The following is a 16,547-nucleotide window of genomic DNA, read 5'->3' on the forward strand; positions in this document are numbered from 1 at the left end:
TTTTTGAATCCACCTTCTATATAGAAGGGATTCGTCCTTTGCACAGTTGTTTGTTTTACATGTCGATGTCTCGACATGGCACGTTTGTACGCTTGGCTTTTGTTCAGTTTTCAAAGGGCAATGACGTCACCGTTTTTGTGGCGACTTTTAATACTATACATCATGTCTGAAAATCAGTCAACCCATTTTTTAAAAGAATTTTTTCTGATCACGTCAGCCAAATAACAATATCATTCATTTGTTTATTTGACAACAACTAATTTTGGTTAATTGGATTGCCTTTGGTCTTTTGCCTGCACGTATTCAAGACATTCAGACCGCGAAGAAACTCGAGCGAGCAGATTTAATAATACGTCGTAACGTTTTTCCATTCGCATTTTGCAATCCCTACTAATTCTGTGATCTCCTATATCTAATAAGATTTCTTCAAGTTCTCTTTTAATCATATAAACGAGCTCTTTTTGCTCTTGTTCGTTGACCATAAACCCAAGCATTCATATCACCTCTTATTTACAACTCTTTCTAAGTTAACTGACATACAGATTGTCTTTACGACATACGTTTATATCAACATAGGCTTGACCACTTTGAGGATGAGTAAAGGGAGTGTAGACGATGTTTAGGGTTGTACATGCGCGTATACTTAAGCGCATATCTTTCGCTTTTATTCTTGCTTTCTTTTGTGCTTGGTTCATTTTTCTACAAACATCTTCATTTGACGCTTTGCCTGCTTCCGGAGTTGAACAACGAGCCATTTATCATGGACCTCAAGATAAAAATCGCGTAGCACTCACTTTTAACATTAGCTGGGGAGACGAGCGTGCAGCGCCGATTTTATCTTTTTTAAAAGAGAATAACGTTCCGGCGACTTTTTTCCTAACAGGAGAATGGGCTGAGAAGCACCCTGAGCTCGTGGAACAAATTGCTGAGGATGGTCATGATATTGGAAATCTCGGTTACAATTATGAAAGCTATGTCGGCATGAAGCCGGATAAGATCCAAAGCAATCTTATAAAAGCAGCAAATGTATTTGATAAATTGAGCGTGAAGACAACGTCTTTTGCCCGTCCGCCCAATGGTCACCTAAATCCAGATGTGATCCAAGCGCTCGATAAAAATGGTTACCAAACGATCCACTGGAGCATCAACACGGAGGATTGGAAAAATCCCGGCAAGGAAAAGATTTTAGAAAACCTTGCTGATGCGAAGTCAGGAGATATTTTGCTCTTGCACGCTTCAGATTCTGCCCAGCAAACACTTGTGGCGCTTCCTGACCTGTTAAAAAAGCTCCAGGACAAAGATCTTGTGCCGGTGACCCTCTCTGCACTGATAGAAGATATGTCATTAAATACAGAAGAAGTTCAATAAAGCGGCAGGCTTTGCCGCTTTATATTTATGCCTATTAAGCTGCTGACTTCTTTTCTGTTCCTGTGCCTACGAGACGATGTAAGATGAGTACTTGCCAAGCGTTACATAAAAATAGCGGAATGATCATGAGCAACACCCAATCCCATTCATTTTCACGTAAGACAGGAAACCATTCGATCATCGTGACAACAACCATAAAAAATAACGCGGACGGGAATGCTTCTTTTGTGTTGGTGTCATAAGCTTTTAATGCTGCGATCGGAAGGCTAAACAACAGTAATAGCACCGCCGGCCATACATACGGAGCCACTGGTCCACCGTCTCCGAACGCCTGATAGCGAAAAAAGAAGAGATCGAATAAGGCAAAGGCGATCAAGACGATTTGTATAGCGTTCCAGAGTGATATTGTCTTAAAAATACCAAGTCCAAATCTGTGAATAAATAAATAGGCGAAGAAGCCCATTTGACTAATCAGACTGAAGATGGCCCCTATACCTAAAAACCAAAGCGCCACCACAAGGATTTCCCCAATTTCACCTTGTGTAAACAAGCTTTTATAATCAGACCATCGAATGATAAACCCAGCAATGATTGTTGCAACAATTCCTATGGCAAGCGTTGTTGTAAATAAATATACCCACTTTCGACTATTCACCAGCAATACTCCTTTTTTGCTTCATTACGTAACATTCCTTTTCTTAATTAAAACATACACGATTTTTGATAAAACGGTTTCCTAAAAATTTTATCAAGCTGTATCAGAAAATACCAGTGATTCTTCACGAGACATTTTGAATAATTCATGGCTTCTGCTTGTATATTAAAGATATGGACAGGAGGAAAGGAGATTTGACAGACCAATGAAGAAAATGGCATGGCTCCTCTTGTTGATCGTACTCACCGCATGCGGCTCAGGCGCACAAGCGCAGCAGCAAGGCGAATACGACACCACTAAAAAGATGGTTGTCGATATTTTAAAGACGGATGAAGGAAAGAAAGCTCTTCAAAACGTCCTTGAGGATAATCAGCTCAAACAAGCAATGCTGATGGATCAGGAGTTTGTCGAAGAGGCAATGCGTACAACCCTTCTTTCTGAAGAAGCAAAAAAGTTTTGGCAGGAAACGCTAAAGGACAGCCAAACTGCGGAAGCAATGGCGAAAAGCATGGAGAAGCAAAACGAAAAACTTCTCAAACAGTTAATGAAGGATCCAGCGTACCAAAAGCTCATGCTCGAATTATTAAAAAATCCACAGGTTGAAGAGCAGATGAGTGAAGTTATGAAAAGCCAAGCCTTGCGAGAGCATATGCAATCGGTCATCACTGATACATTAGAAAGTCCTCTATTCCAGTCCAAGCTCCAAGAAGCCGTTCAAAAAGCTGGTGGCGGTGGCCAAGGTCAGCAAGGACAACAGGGTCAAGGAGGAAGTGGTGATAGCGGTGGTGAAGAGTCTTCGCAATCCGAGACTGGCGGCGGCGGTGGCTAATAAGCTGGTCTATAAACAAAAGCCGGGCTACGTCACTGGTAATCGTAGCACCGGCTTTGTTTTATTTTATGTTGTTTTATCAATTATTTTTTGAGCAATGTCATTGTAATGAGTATAGAGACCGTCTCCTTCTTGATAGATCGACGGAGAAAAATCTTCCCGCTCCCAGTCAGGCTGTTCAAGCGGCAGTTGACCTAGCAGCTCTGTTTGCAGCTCTTCCGCAAGCTTTTTTCCGCCTCCTCGACCAAAAATGTGCTCTTTCTCACCTGTAACCTTGCTTTCAAAATAAGACATGTTTTCAATGACACCTAAAATGTCATGCTCCGTTTGCAAAGCCATTGCACCGGCTCTAGCTGCAACAAATGCTGCTGTCGGGTGCGGTGTTGTCACGATAATCTCTTTGCTAGCGGGCAGCAGTTGATGAACGTCAAGCGCCATATCTCCCGTCCCAGGCGGCAAATCCAACAATAGATAATCAAGCTCGCCCCATTCCACTTCTTTAAAAAAGCTGTTTAGCATTTTACCGAGCATCGGTCCACGCCATACGACCGGAGTGTTGTCTTCTACAAAGAAAGCCGTCGAAATGACTTTAACGCCAAAGCGTTCAACTGGGTAAATTCGATTATCCTTCGTCATTGGCCGTTCGGTGACACCCATCATATCAGGGACACTAAAGCCATAAATGTCGGCGTCGATGACACCTACTTTTTTGCCTAAGCGAGCCAGGCTCACTGCTAAATTAACTGTGACAGTTGATTTCCCAACGCCCCCTTTACCACTAGCAATCGCAATAAAGGTTGTTTTTGTGTCTTCGCGCAAGAGCTCCGGCGTTTTTCTAACCGTACCACCTGCCGCTTCCACTTCTTCAGGTGTCATCTCAGTAAAACGAAGACCGACCGTTTCGGCACCGGCAGCTTTTAACTTTTCGACAACTTTTTGCTGTAAATCCATTTGCTCTTTAGAGTTTATTTTTTGCAAAGCGATTTTCAAGCTCGCATGACGCTTTTCTTCATCCCACTTAACCTCGCGTACCCCACCTGTCGCTTTCAGTGATTTATGTAAGAAAGGATCGGTCAAGGAATACACGATCTCTTTCATTTTTGCCTCATTTAGCATAAGTCTATCCCTTCTCTCTCATAAGACTGTTAATGTTTAGTATAACACACCATTCCTTACCCAGTCTTATGATGGGATTGAAGTCACAGATTCCTTATCCGCTTCGTCAAAATACCGTAATATGCCTCGATATATGGCCGCAGCCATCTTGTCTTGATAATCGTCGCTAGCGAGCAAACGCGCTTCTTCTGTGTTTGATAAAAAACCGGCTTCAAAAAGAGCGCTCGGCATCTCCGCGTGCTTTTGCAGAAAAATTGTATTGATTCCTAATGCTACACGTTCAGTATTTCCTAATTGGTCACGTACTTCTGATTGAATAGACTCTGCTAATCGTTCGTTATCGTCACGGGGAAAATAAAATGTCTGCGCACCACGCCATCTAGATGAAGGAATCGCATTGAGGTGAATCGATAAAAATAAGTCCGCCTCGGAGCGATTAATGAGTGACAGTCGCTTTTTTAAATCCGCCGTCTTGCGCTTAGATAACCCTTTTATATCACCAGCAAGGTCTGTGTCCTTTTCTCGTGTCAAATACACAAGTGCCCCGCCTTCTTGCAAATAGTCGCGTAGCTTTTTCGTTAATGATAGTGTCACGTCTTTCTCTAAAATGGTGCCATCGCGATTTACCGCTCCTCCATCCGCCCCGCCATGACCCGCATCGAGCATGATCACTTTTCCTGATAAAGGTAAGCTAGCAACTGTTGGCGTCCCCTGCCCATTAAAGACAAAAAGCGCAATACTAAAAACGAGCACGCAAGAAAAAATTCCCACTGTCCATTTTACCTTCATTCTGTCCGTCCCTCCCCCATTATTTTATATGGGACAAGGAGGGTGGTTATGACTACTTCCAGAGCTTTAAACGTTGGCGTTTTTTTCCGCATTGAAAACCTTTGTGCCACCACTGATCGATAAAGTGTTCACATCCATACCCCAATTCAGACCCATCTGCAGGCGCGGACCAGTACGACATAAAGTCGAATAATTCGGCGACGAGCAGATGTTCTTTCTTCCGCCAAATGGCTTGGATGGTTTCCTCCGACCGCCCAGCTAATAGTCGACTTTGTTTCGCTCCATATAGAAAGGTCTCAAGGCCGATATCCGCGCAAAATGGAAAAATCGTATGCTCAAAAAGATGCTTCGACGTGAAGAATGGTTTAAAGATTCGCTCAGCCCATTCCTCCAATTCTTCAAAAGACAAGTATTGAACGAACTGCTTTTCGGTCGCCCACTCCTTTTCTTGACGCCATGCTTCAAAAGGGATTACATCCGACATATGTACAGAACTCCTTATCAAGTTTTGGCTTAGGTTCTGCAATTGAGGAAAAATCATACGATGAAGATGGCTGTCTGTGTATATGAGGCGAAGCAGGGGTTCATTTTTACTTTTCCCGAGCAATCATGATCGAGATTTTGTTGGAGCTTCTCGTGATATGTACCCTTATCATGCACTAGATTTTTATATCATTTATAATCAGGAGAGAAACCATAGGCGCTTTGCTGCGATGAGGATTTTACGCTCGCAGATGGCAAAAACAGTTACATACGTCCCCGTCGATACCCATAGAGGGGAAGACCGAAGACGACCTTACAAAGCACTTGACGAAAAAATGGGTTAGCGCAAAAAAATGACGATCTCATGGCAATTGCTAAAAGTCAGAGCATTCCAAGGGAAGCCAATGGTATGATAGAAAAAAATAAATGGTGGAGGGAACGATATGAAGATAAAATGGCTGGGTATTGTGATGCTCGCAGCTCTTTTTTAACCGCTTGCGGCGGAGAAAATGCAGATGAGGCTACACCTACTAGTGAGACTAATATTAAAGAATTGGTCAACGATTATAGTGCCGGGCAAAAAAATGCCGCAAATGCTTCGATCACGTCTGAGCATTTGATTGTCACTGAGGATAACGAAGACCAAACTGTATATACTTTGCCTGAAGACGAGTTTTTTGTTTCAATTGCACCATACGTCAACCAAACACATCCGTGTACAGACCATAGCCTGACAGGGTGTCAGGGCGAAATGGTGGAAGAATCATTTGCTGTCTATATTGAAGATCAAGATGGCAATGTCGTCGTCGACGAACAAATGAAAACGTTAGCGAACGGATTTATCGATCTATGGCTCCCTAGAGATCAAACATATCAAGTTGTCATCACGCATGACGGTAAAGAAGTCGCGTCTGAGCTGTCTACATTTGCAGGCGATGGCACGTGCATTACGACAATGCAATTAACATAAGGTAGACAAAAAAGCAGTGGGCACAAGTGTAGCCAAAGTCTTTTCGGGCTTTGGCTACGCTCTTTCTTTTAGAAAGCTTAGCACCTCTTTCATATTTTCGAACGCGTTTGCCAGCCTAAATTCAAAGATTATCATAGAAGCTTTCGTTCATTAGTAGGACGCGCAGGTCAAGCAACGACGGGTCAAAAAGCGCTTTCTATACAGGCTGCATACGCGCGATCGTATGCTTTTTGGTGCTCTATCTCTTTAGCACCCCCTCTTACCGACCAGGAGAAAGCCTGCGCTATTGAGCATCCGCTTTTAAAAGAATATCCTCGATTTCGGTAAACCCTTTGTTCCGAGCATGCTGCAATGGGGTGACCCCTTCGTTATCGGGAATGTTTACATCTGCACCATAGTCAATGAGCAATTGAACGGTCTCTTGCTGCTTTTTGCCGCCATCACCTAAGATCACCGCTTCCATTAATGCCGTCCAGCCGAGGTCGTTCACGTGATTGATATCTATGTCGGTTGTCGTGAGCAGCACTTGAATGACGTCTACATACCCGTGCTCGGCAGCCGGAATAAGCGCCGTTCCACCATAGCGATTAGTCAATGCCGGATCAGCGCCAGCCTCAATGGTCAGCTTTAAAATATCAAGATGCCCTTCGGCGCCAGCATATAAGAATGGGTTATCTTGAATGTCGTCTTGTAAATTCACGTCGGCTCCCGCAGCAATTAACACTTTTGCCGTCTCGATGTCGTTCGCGCGAGTAGCGATCATTAACGCTGTACGCCCGTCTGTATCTTGCTTGTCTACGTCGGCTCCTGCCTCAACATAGCGCTTTACTTCCTCCGTATCTTGCTGTTTGGCTGCTTGCAATAAAGAATCGTACATTGCTTCTCCCCCCTCATTTTGCGTTAATTCAACATCACCTTGAGAACACCCTTGACCAATGAGCAACACAAGAACACACAAAAAACAAGCTTCATTCTCATCAACTTCACCCTTTCGCAATCTGCAAGGATGCCACTAAAATATTTCGCAAAATTGAATCATCTAAGCTGAGGAAATTCCTATATTAATTCTACCAGAGCGTCGAAGGAAATTAAAAAAAGCCGTTCGCTCTAACTAACGACCGTGAAAAAAGCCCCCAGCCTCCATCTGACTGAGAGCGTTGCTTTGTACATGGTTAGACACCTCCGTCCAACCTCCGGTTACTGCCGACTTTGCTTTAAGTATTCTCCTACACTTCATCGTTTTGCGTGTTCTGTCATTGTTGCTGACAGTAAAAGTTGAAGTTTAATGTGACCGTTTCTTCTTATAAATCGATGATGCTCAGCGTATCCTCGATTTCCCTGTGCAGATCGTCACTGCCCCATTCTTTCCTGTTTCCAAGACACGAACAAATATGAATGATACCATCTTTTTCTTCGCTTTCACGATGATGAACATGTCCCATAATGTTGTACTTTACAGGGTAGTTTTGAAAGAAAGGAATGTAATGAGATGTACCGATAAAAGCATTAAAATAGTCAAATACCGGATGAGGCATTTGCACAGAGAATTTTTGATAGGTGACCATGTGTGTCATGAGAATCACCTTCTTATCTTTCACTTGTTCCAAGTCATTCTGCACTTTGTCGGCAAACAGCTTGGACAGCTCTCGATCGCTCATCTGCCAATCAGTGTACAGCTTATCCTTCCACGTTCGACCGTTGTACGTGCGCTCTTGTAAATGCTCCGTACTAAATCTCGAATCCGCGTATGTATAATCATACCAGCCACTATGACCGACAATAACCCATTCATCGTTAATATGGTATGGCTTCTCTAAGAGGCTTTCTTCTTGCGCTTTAAAATCATTGTAAATCTCCCATGTTGCTTTATGCTCATTTTCTTGATCCCAATAATCATGATTGCCTGGTATAAAGAGGATATCGATCCCGCTGATTTCCTTCAAGCTTTTAACAAATGCATGTGACAGTTTATGATGATTGGAAACATCGCCTGCAATTAACAACAGCTCCACCTTTTGTTCAGACAGCTCTCGTGCAAGGATGGTTTTAAAATCTTCGCTGCTCCATGTTTCATCACTGTTCGTATCAATATGCAAATCTGAAATAACACCCAACCTCATGTGAACCGCTCCTTTTTACACTTCAATCTTGAACCGAAGGCACCATTGGAATCGCATCAAACAGCTTTTTCGTGTACTCTTCGTAGTCCACTTCGTGAAAGTCTTCGGTTTTAAATTGTTCTATAAGCTCGCCTAAATAAACGACGGCAATCCGATCGCAAAAATACTGCACGACGTTTAAATCATGTGAAATAAAAATATATGTGAGCTGGTGCTTTTGTTTAAGGTCGTTTAATAGGTTTAAAATGGACGCTTGAATGGACACATCCAATGAGGAGACGCCTTCATCAATAATGACAACTTCTGGGTCAAGGATTAATGCACTTGCAATCGCGACGCGCTGCCTTTGACCTCCACTTAATTCATGAGGCATCTTTTTCAAATAGGATTGATCCAAGCCTACTTCTTCTAACGTTTTGATGACTTTCTGTTTTCGTGACGCTTTCGTTCCGATTTTATGAATGATTAGTGGCTCAAGCAGGGCCCACTCAATCGAATGCCTAGGGTTTAACGAGCTATAGGGATCTTGGAAGACAATTTGCAGCTTACAGCATAGTTGTTTTTTCTCTGCTTTTGAAAACCGGGCGGTGTTTTTCCCGTTAAAAAGAATTTCACCTTGATCTGGCTGCTTCAGACCCATCATTAAATGTGCTACGGTTGACTTTCCCGAGCCACTTTCACCAACAATGCCAAATGATTCTCCTTGGGCGACCTGAAAGCTTACACCTTTTAACGCATGAACATAAGTGTGTTTTTGCCACAACTTTTTCCGCGCAATTCGATAATGTTTACTCAAATTTTTTGCTTCCAAAATAGGTTGCAACTGACTCCCTCCCTTCACTGTTCCTGTAATGCTTCCGGAAAGATATCTCTGATGTATTTTCTGTTTTGTTCTGTCACTTTAATATACGGCCATTCCCCTTTTTTCCGCTCTGTTAAGGCAGGAACCCGTAACGGGATGTTATACAGCTTTTCCCCTCGTTTTTGATAAGTGGGAATTGCCTGTAGCAACCCTTTTGTGTACGGGTGTTTTGGGCTTTTAATGAGCTCATCCATCGGGCCTTGTTCAATAATTTTTCCTGCATATACGACAAGGACGTAATCACAAATTTGCGTCACCACGCCCCAGTCATGGGAAATAAACAGCATGGCACCATTTCGTTTTCGAATCATTTCTTTTAGAAGCTTTAAGATTTGATCTTGAATGGTGACATCAAGCGCCGTTGTTGGTTCGTCAGCGATAATTAATTTTGGATCATTGACTAAAGCAATGGCGATCACTATACGCTGTCTCATCCCACCGGATAATTCATGCGGATATGAATGATAGAGACTTTCCGGCCTTGGAAGACCGACCTCACGCATCATCTGAATCGTCTTTTCTCGGCGCACTTTTTTTGGATCATTTGTATGCTTCTTTAACACTTCTTCGATTTGCGTACCGACCTTCATTAATGGGTTCAGCGCGGTCATCGGCTCTTGAAAGATCATTGAAATTTCATTGCTACGGAGCTTCTCCCATTGTTTCGTGCTTTTATTTATCAATTCATCTTGATCTAAACAAATGCTTCCAGATTCGACGACTGCATTTTTCGGAAGAATTCCTAAGATCGATTGGGCGGTTAAACTCTTTCCGCTCCCTGACTCTCCGACTACCCCGACAATTGAATTTTCCATCACACTGAAAGAAACATCGTCTAATGCCGGATACGTATGTTTGCCTATTTTAAAAGAAACATTGAGGTCCTTCACATTTAATATAGGGTTTCCCACAGGATTCACCACCTATTTCTTCTTATCACTTAATTCTCGCAAACCATCTCCAAGTAAATTAAAGCCTAATACTAAGAGTGTAATGAATATACCTGTGATGAAAATATACCAAGGGGCATTCATCATAAACGGTTGAGCTTCATTAAGCATCCTTCCCCAGCTAGGGTCCGGTGGTTGAACGCCGAGACCTAAATAGCTCAATCCTGACTCAGCTAAAATGGCACTGGAAAAAAACAGCGTCGACGCTACGACCATGGGTGATGCGATGTTTGGGAGAATATGTATGAAAATAATCCTAAAAGAGCCTGCACCCTTTACCTTAATCGATTGTACAAAATCAAATTCCTTTACTTGCATAAAACCACTGCGGATGATTCTCGCAAACGTAGGAATGCCCATAATTCCTAACGCGAGAATGGTGTTTTGCATACCTACGCTAAAAACCGAAACGAGCATGATCGCAAATAAAATGCCAGGTATCGCTAAAATTGAATCGACTATGCGCATGAATACTTCATCGATCCATCCTCCAAAATAGCCTGCGATTGCACCGATGATAAAGCCGATGCTTAAAGCAATCGTGATTGAGGTAAAGCCGATATAAAAGGCTGTTTTTGAGCCATCTAATATACGGGAGAAAATATCTCTGCCAAAATTGTCTGTTCCGAACGGATGCTCCCATGACGGAGGCTGTAGTGCTTTTTCGGGAAACATTTGATTTGGATCATAGGATGTCCAAAATAAACTAACCACCATCATTAAAAATAATGCCCCTACAAGGAAAGCTCCTATATAGAGGGTCACGTTCCTCTGTCGTTGCATCATGTCACACCTATCCTCTAATTCTTGGATCAATTACTTGATACATTAAATCAACAATGAAATTCATCACGATCACAATAAGAGAAATGATCAATATTAACGATTGAATTAATGGAAAGTCACGACTGTCTATGGACGTCGTTAGCAGGCTGCCTAAACCTTGCAGTGCAAACACGTTCTCAATAATAATGCTTCCACCTAACGTATCAGCCGTAATCAAACCTAAAATGGTCAGCACCGGAAGTAATGCATTTCGCAATACGTGACCGTACACAATTTCATTGGACGATAGACCTTTCACTTTCGCCGTCCGGACGTAATCTTGCTTTGCTTGATCTAATACAGAGTTCTTCAAATAGCGAATGACGATGGCGATGTTGCCGATCGCAATGGCGAGAGATGGGAGAAATAGCGACTTAACAGCGCCCCAAAAGCTCTCCGACCAAGGCACATATCCGTGCGTAGGGAACAGCCCCAATTGCACAGCAAAGAGCCAGATCAAGATAAATCCGATCCAAAACGATGGTGTGGAAATACCAATTTGCGTCAAGATGGATAAAGCGACAGAATGTAGCTTGCCGTCTTCTTTTGCGATAAAAATCCCTAAAGGTATACCTATCAATACTGTTAACATGAGGGAAAACATCGCTAATGAAAAGGATACGGGCATCCGATCTTGAAGGATATCGGTAACAGGCTGGCGGTATTTGTACGACTCGCCAAAATCTCCTTGAAAAACGCCTTTAATCCAATCGAAATATTGAACATAGAGGGGCTGATTTAGCCCCAATTGTTCTTCTAATATTTTAATTTGCTGCTCATCCGCATCGATACCTAAGATGGCTTGTGCGGGACTACCAGGCAAAATGTTAAACATAAAGAATATCAGTAATGACACGATGAATATCGTTGTACAGAAGGATAAGAGCTTCTTTAGTAACAGCGTCGCCACTCGAACATCCTCCCTTTATTCGTCAATCGTAAGATCTTCTAAATTAAACTTTTGCATTGGGTATAACTTTAATCCAGAAAGGCCTTTTCTCATTGCCGTCACGCGGTCTGGATCAAGCAAAAATACACTTGCTGCATCTTCTGTCAGAATTCTTTGCGCTTCCTTATAGTAGTCAGCTCTCTTCGTCTCATCAACTTCTAGCGTCGCGTTTTCAATCGCTTGGTTATAGGCTGGATTATTGTAATGAATAAAGTTACGTGAATACCCGTCCACAAAGCGGATTAAAATATCATACGGATCAATCTTCCCGGTAAATCCAATCAGTGTTGATTCATGATCAAATTGTGTATAAACTCTATCCAGCCACGTGCTCCACTCAATTGGCTCGATAATGACATTGACATTGATTTGTTTTAATTGCTCAGCAATCATTTGCGCTGTATCTGTATACATCGCGCGGTGAGAAGGCGCCGTTAATGTAAGATCAAAGCCTTCCGGATACCCGGCTTCGGCCAATAATTCCTTCGCCCCTGCAATATCTAGATCATAGTAGCCTTCGACGCTATCTTCGTAATAAACCGGCATGGCAGGGCTGAAATTTGAATCAATCCTTGTCGCATTTCCTTGGAAGACGGTATCAATGATCTGTTGTTTATCGATCGCCATATTGATCGCTTGACGAACTTTCACATCGTTCAAAGGCTCTACCTGATGGTTCAAGCCGAGGATGACAGACATGTTTTGTGGACCTGAAATGGTTGTGATTTTATCGCCAAGCTGCATTACACCTTGCTCAGAAATCGCCGGAATAATATCGATTTCGCCAGACTGCATCGCTAAGATCGCCGTTTCTTCATCTGGAAGGATGACGAAGCGTGCTTCTTTCACTTCTGGAACCTTGTCTTCCATATAGTATTCGTCAAATCGCTCAAGCACTAACTCTTGGCCAATTTTGTATTCAACAAATTTGAACGGTCCCGCTCCAATCGGATGAGTTGCTTGGTCTGTATATCCTTCAGGAATGATTGGTGAAATGGTACGCGCTAAAAACCCTGAGTCAATTTTGTCTAACGTAATGGCCACTTCATAATCGCCTAGAGCCTCTACCTTTTCGACCATTGCCCATTTATCAGACAAAGGCTCACCTGTGTCCAACCCAGCCAACTTGGAATAAGAATAGACAACGTCTTTCGCAGTAACAGGCTCGCCATTGTGGAAAATCGCATTTTCAACAAGCTTAAACGTATACGTAAGGTTATCTTCAGAAACCTCATATTCTTTGGCTATGTTAGGAACTAACTCCCCTGCTTCATTCGTGTCCAATAATCCGTCAAAAACGTTATTCATCATTGATCCTGTATCGGTTCCTGACGACTGGTGCGGGTCAAGACTATCAAGTTCTGATGACATTGCGATGCGAACAACAGCATCCTCAGCACTTTCTTCAGCACTTTTTGAGTTCGCAGATTCATTCGTGTTTCCACTTGTATTCGAACTGTTCGTCGATTCCTCTGGGGCACTATTACATGCACTTAACACAATGACGAATAGCAATGCGAGAAAGCTCATTTGTAAGATTTTTTTCATCTTTGATTACACCTCGTATTCAAATTGTGATCGTATTTAAAATTGATTTATGAAAGCGACCATACCTATTCATATTTCCAATCGTACGTCTGATTAAATCTGACAAAGTTATCTTCCACATCTTTTATGTTTTTTTTAACGACGTCTTCTCCTACAAAAGAAATCTCGTTGACGATGGCATTACACACAGATACCGCTGCTGTATACGAGTCGAGAAAGCCTTTTGACTTACACTTGACGAATATCGGCAGATCAATGTGTTTACAGGCGGCCGACAACGGTGAATCGGTTAAGCCGATGACGAGAGCTCCTTTTTCTCTGGCGATCTTGGCAAATTCCAACGTTCTTTTATCGTATCTCGGGAATGCACAAATGAAGACGACATCTTCACCCTTGATATAAGCAGCGTATTCTGCTGTCTCACCCTGGGGGACAAGAATCCCTTTTCCAAGCATGTAATTTAAGATAAACTGCATGTACGATGTGACTGAAAAACTCATTCGCCAGCCGGCAATCCAAATTTGTGAAGCGTTCAAAAGTTTTTGGGCGGCTGTCGCAATGTCTTCTTGATTCAGCTCTTCGCTCGTTTTAATGATATTCTCAGCTTCCAGAATAAAGTGTTTATGGAGCCAATTATCTTGCTTCAATGTCGTCGTCGTAATCAAATTGTTTAAAGCCCGGTAATCTTGGCGAATAAATTGGTGAATGTCCTGTTTCATAGCGGTAAAGCTTTCATAGCCTAATTGCTGGGTCAGACGGTGAACCGTCGTTTCGCTAACATCAGACGACATGGCAACCTTATGGGCAGATGCAATCACCACCTCTTCCATGTTTTCTAAAATATAGTAAGCAACTTTTTGTTGCGAGCTGCTCAAACTCGGATATTTTTCTCTGATACGTTCATTGATCTTCATCTTATTCAGTCCTAGATGCTAGTTTAGGTTCCAAGGCAGATAGAAGTTCGCCGATCCCTGTGATGATACTTTCATGGTTCACTTCCTCAATTCCGGTTCTGCCATAGGGGTTTATTAATACGCACGCCATGCCAACTTTCCCGCTACCAATCACGTCATCATAGTAGTTATCTCCAACGTATACACAGTCTTCCGCTCTCACCTTAGCTTGCTGTAGTGCATACGTAAAAATACGCTCGTCCGGCTTTTCAATCTGCAATTCAGAGGAAATGACAACCTCATCCAAATAAGGCATGATACCGGTTTTTTCAAGCACATCCCGAGCCGTATTATTCCAGTTACTAATGAGACCAATCCCAAAGCCCTTCTCTTTTAATGCAGCTAAGGTAGGAATCGTCTCCGGAAAGGCCTCCCATTCACCTTTCGGCTGACTCGGATCGTAAGGGCTTATGAGTGCTTGTGGCATTTGCTCCATCGTGATGTTTAAATGCTGATGCAATGTCTGATAATAATCCTCGGCAAACACTTCATATCTTTTCCCTAGCAGTCCGGGGTGTTCGCGCATAAAGTATTTATCTGTGAGATGAAAAGCCATATGTAAGTCGGCGATTGTTTTGTGAACACCAATTTCAATCAATTTTTTTTGATATATTTCTTCTCTTCGTACATAAACCAATGTGTTGCCTAAATCAAACCAAATCATTCCCGCCAAATTGAAATCCTCCTCATACAATCTTCCGAAGTTTATCCTCCACCAATTGTTTCTTGTGTGGTTATCCTCCTTCAAAAATGATTCTAACAACCAATTACTTTGCTAATTTCAACGAATGGTAAAGAATATGTAAAGATGAACGCGATTAAGGAGAAGTTTTCAAACATACGCATGTGTAACACTTTTTTGCCAATCCATGAAAAAGTCCAGAATAAAAAGCCCTCAGCCGAATGGGGGTGAGGGCTCCTACGACAACGTATAATATGACCGATCTTATTCTTGCACAAAGTTCAACTCATACTTTTCTTGATCAAAATCAAACTTAAGGCGATTGTTCTCTGATTGCTGGACTTTCGTATCATGAGCTTCGAGCTTCCGGCTGAGCTGAAATTGTGGCACAAGCTGCTCCTGTGCCTAAAAATAGTACGGCGATTAACGATAATGCCATTGTTTTTTTCTACGTTACATCCTCCATTCAGCTCGATAGACATTTGCAAAGCTTCCAATCTATAGCCTACAAGAGGGATCCTGCAAAATGACATTAATCTTGTATCAAAGCTGTATTATTGTGTGTTTCAGCTGATCCTTACCGCTTTATGCTATATTTAGCCTAAGTCATTGTCTGAAAAATCTTTTCTGAAAGGAGCTCCTAGCGTGGAATTTTTCGCATTACTAGCCATTTTTATTGTCATGTTCATATCGATGAGTAACCTTGAAAAGAAAGCAAAAATTATAAAGCAGCAAAATGAACAAATCATTGAATTGCTAAGAGACATCAGGGATAAGAAACAATAGCTTTCTTTCACGAAGGGTATTTTTAGGACTCCCCGCTCTTTTAAATCGCTCTCCACGTCGCGAAATGATTCAACAGGGATGAATGGCAGCTGTCGTTCTCTTAATACATCTTAAAGCACATGTTTGGCAGTAGAGGAAAATTGGAAGCTGATCAAACAGCTTACTAACTCGGACATTAATTCTATGTAACGCGTGTCACTGAAACGAAGAAACAAGAAACTTTAGAGCAAACCTAAAAAAATGGTTCTTAGGGAGTTGAAGTGAAGTGAACAGTTCTTCAAATGAAATGAGGCTTATCATTCCAAAAGGGTGTGACAATGCTCCTAGGAAAAAAATAGTCATCGATTTTACAGTAGCTCTATTAAAGCAGCAACATGACGTCATCAATGAATATGCGGATGAGCATGTGGTATGGTTTGCATTGAAAGATCATAAAAAATTCGAAGGCCGTAGTTCATTAAGTTCCATTTTACACGATGAAGATAAAAACATTGTTGATTGCCTTGAAATTGACCAAGTATTAACACATGGGAAGTTCGCTTCAATCAATGGTGTCATTTCATTAGCAAATGGTTCAAAAATTGATTTTTGTGATGTATATATGTTTAGTCATGCTGGAAAGTCTGGAAAGGTTGTCAATATCGGGTTAAAAATCCCCAAAA

At 42.1% G+C, this 16,547-nt stretch carries 20 protein-coding genes; 5 read left to right on the top strand and 15 right to left on the bottom strand.

Annotated features, from left to right (window positions below):
• Nucleotides 1–266: 266 nt before the first annotated feature.
• Complete coding sequence (locus G4V62_RS17500) at nt 267–494, bottom strand: hypothetical protein (RefSeq protein ID WP_165204713.1); 228 nt, start codon at nt 492–494, stop codon at nt 267–269.
• Nucleotides 495–615: 121 nt separating this feature from the next.
• Between G4V62_RS17500 and G4V62_RS17505 the strand changes: the two genes are divergently transcribed.
• Nucleotides 616–1,368, top strand: a complete 753-nt coding sequence (locus G4V62_RS17505; protein ID WP_165204714.1) for a polysaccharide deacetylase family protein — start codon at nt 616–618, stop codon at nt 1,366–1,368.
• Nucleotides 1,369–1,402: 34 nt separating this feature from the next.
• Here G4V62_RS17505 and G4V62_RS17510 read toward each other — a convergent pair whose 3' ends face one another.
• Nucleotides 1,403–2,023: a KinB-signaling pathway activation protein gene (locus tag G4V62_RS17510; protein WP_165204715.1), complete on the bottom strand. Its 621-nt coding sequence runs from the start codon at nt 2,021–2,023 to the stop codon at nt 1,403–1,405.
• Between the two features lie 205 nt (nt 2,024–2,228).
• Here G4V62_RS17510 and gerD point away from each other — a divergent pair, with 205 nt between their 5' ends.
• On the top strand, nt 2,229–2,852 hold the full coding sequence (gerD, locus tag G4V62_RS17515; protein WP_165204716.1) for a spore germination lipoprotein GerD: 624 nt from the start codon (nt 2,229–2,231) through the stop codon (nt 2,850–2,852).
• 66 nt (nt 2,853–2,918) lie between these two features.
• Here gerD and salA read toward each other — a convergent pair whose 3' ends face one another.
• From salA to G4V62_RS17530, 3 genes are all read right to left on the bottom strand, one after another.
• A complete protein-coding gene (gene salA / locus G4V62_RS17520; protein ID WP_165204718.1) occupies nt 2,919–3,968 on the bottom strand; it encodes an iron-sulfur carrier protein/transcriptional regulator SalA in 1,050 nt (349 codons plus the stop codon).
• A gap of 66 nt (nt 3,969–4,034) precedes the next feature.
• Nucleotides 4,035–4,757 (bottom strand): N-acetylmuramoyl-L-alanine amidase CwlD, encoded by a 723-nt coding sequence (gene cwlD, locus G4V62_RS17525; protein ID WP_165204720.1) that lies wholly within the window; start codon nt 4,755–4,757, stop codon nt 4,035–4,037.
• Between the two features lie 52 nt (nt 4,758–4,809).
• Complete coding sequence (locus G4V62_RS17530) at nt 4,810–5,241, bottom strand: DUF2521 family protein (RefSeq protein WP_165204722.1); 432 nt, start codon at nt 5,239–5,241, stop codon at nt 4,810–4,812.
• 453 nt (nt 5,242–5,694) lie between these two features.
• Between G4V62_RS17530 and G4V62_RS17535 the strand changes: the two genes are divergently transcribed.
• The gene (locus G4V62_RS17535; RefSeq protein ID WP_165204744.1) at nt 5,695–6,210 is read left to right on the top strand and encodes a CueP family metal-binding protein; all 516 of its coding nucleotides are present in this window, start codon (nt 5,695–5,697) and stop codon (nt 6,208–6,210) included.
• A gap of 283 nt (nt 6,211–6,493) precedes the next feature.
• Here the strand turns inward: G4V62_RS17535 and G4V62_RS17540 are convergent, their stop codons facing one another.
• The 10 genes from G4V62_RS17540 to G4V62_RS20440 all read right to left on the bottom strand — a co-directional run bounded on the left by G4V62_RS17540 (nt 6,494) and on the right by G4V62_RS20440 (nt 15,489).
• The gene (locus G4V62_RS17540; RefSeq protein WP_165204724.1) at nt 6,494–7,087 is read right to left on the bottom strand and encodes an ankyrin repeat domain-containing protein; all 594 of its coding nucleotides are present in this window, start codon (nt 7,085–7,087) and stop codon (nt 6,494–6,496) included.
• A gap of 424 nt (nt 7,088–7,511) precedes the next feature.
• Nucleotides 7,512–8,330 (bottom strand): putative phosphoesterase, encoded by an 819-nt coding sequence (locus tag G4V62_RS17545; protein WP_165204726.1) that lies wholly within the window; start codon nt 8,328–8,330, stop codon nt 7,512–7,514.
• 22 nt (nt 8,331–8,352) lie between these two features.
• Nucleotides 8,353–9,153: an ATP-binding cassette domain-containing protein gene (locus tag G4V62_RS17550; protein WP_165204728.1), complete on the bottom strand. Its 801-nt coding sequence runs from the start codon at nt 9,151–9,153 to the stop codon at nt 8,353–8,355.
• A gap of 14 nt (nt 9,154–9,167) precedes the next feature.
• Nucleotides 9,168–10,103 (bottom strand): ABC transporter ATP-binding protein, encoded by a 936-nt coding sequence (locus tag G4V62_RS20715; protein ID WP_165204730.1) that lies wholly within the window; start codon nt 10,101–10,103, stop codon nt 9,168–9,170.
• Nucleotides 10,104–10,115: 12 nt separating this feature from the next.
• Nucleotides 10,116–10,928, bottom strand: coding sequence for an ABC transporter permease (locus G4V62_RS17560; RefSeq protein WP_246218516.1), 813 nt, complete (start codon nt 10,926–10,928; stop codon nt 10,116–10,118).
• A 7-nt stretch (nt 10,929–10,935) separates the two neighbouring features.
• A complete protein-coding gene (locus tag G4V62_RS17565) occupies nt 10,936–11,877 on the bottom strand; it encodes an ABC transporter permease (RefSeq protein WP_312855533.1) in 942 nt (313 codons plus the stop codon).
• A 15-nt stretch (nt 11,878–11,892) separates the two neighbouring features.
• Nucleotides 11,893–13,464, bottom strand: a complete 1,572-nt coding sequence (locus G4V62_RS17570; protein WP_165204734.1) for an ABC transporter substrate-binding protein — start codon at nt 13,462–13,464, stop codon at nt 11,893–11,895.
• Nucleotides 13,465–13,529: 65 nt separating this feature from the next.
• Nucleotides 13,530–14,378: a MurR/RpiR family transcriptional regulator gene (locus G4V62_RS17575; RefSeq protein ID WP_165204736.1), complete on the bottom strand. Its 849-nt coding sequence runs from the start codon at nt 14,376–14,378 to the stop codon at nt 13,530–13,532.
• A 1-nt stretch (nt 14,379) separates the two neighbouring features.
• Complete coding sequence (locus G4V62_RS17580) at nt 14,380–15,081, bottom strand: HAD family hydrolase (protein WP_246218519.1); 702 nt, start codon at nt 15,079–15,081, stop codon at nt 14,380–14,382.
• 282 nt (nt 15,082–15,363) lie between these two features.
• Nucleotides 15,364–15,489: a hypothetical protein gene (locus G4V62_RS20440; protein ID WP_281359718.1), complete on the bottom strand. Its 126-nt coding sequence runs from the start codon at nt 15,487–15,489 to the stop codon at nt 15,364–15,366.
• A 255-nt stretch (nt 15,490–15,744) separates the two neighbouring features.
• Between G4V62_RS20440 and G4V62_RS17585 the strand changes: the two genes are divergently transcribed.
• The gene (locus G4V62_RS17585) at nt 15,745–15,885 is read left to right on the top strand and encodes a hypothetical protein (protein WP_165204740.1); all 141 of its coding nucleotides are present in this window, start codon (nt 15,745–15,747) and stop codon (nt 15,883–15,885) included.
• A 265-nt stretch (nt 15,886–16,150) separates the two neighbouring features.
• A partial coding sequence (locus tag G4V62_RS17590) for a hypothetical protein (RefSeq protein WP_165204742.1) occupies nt 16,151–16,547 on the top strand: 397 nt, incomplete at its 3' end.

Source organism: Litoribacterium kuwaitense (genome assembly GCF_011058155.1).
GTDB classification, from domain to species: Bacteria; Bacillota; Bacilli; order Bacillales; family DSM-28697; genus Litoribacterium; species Litoribacterium kuwaitense.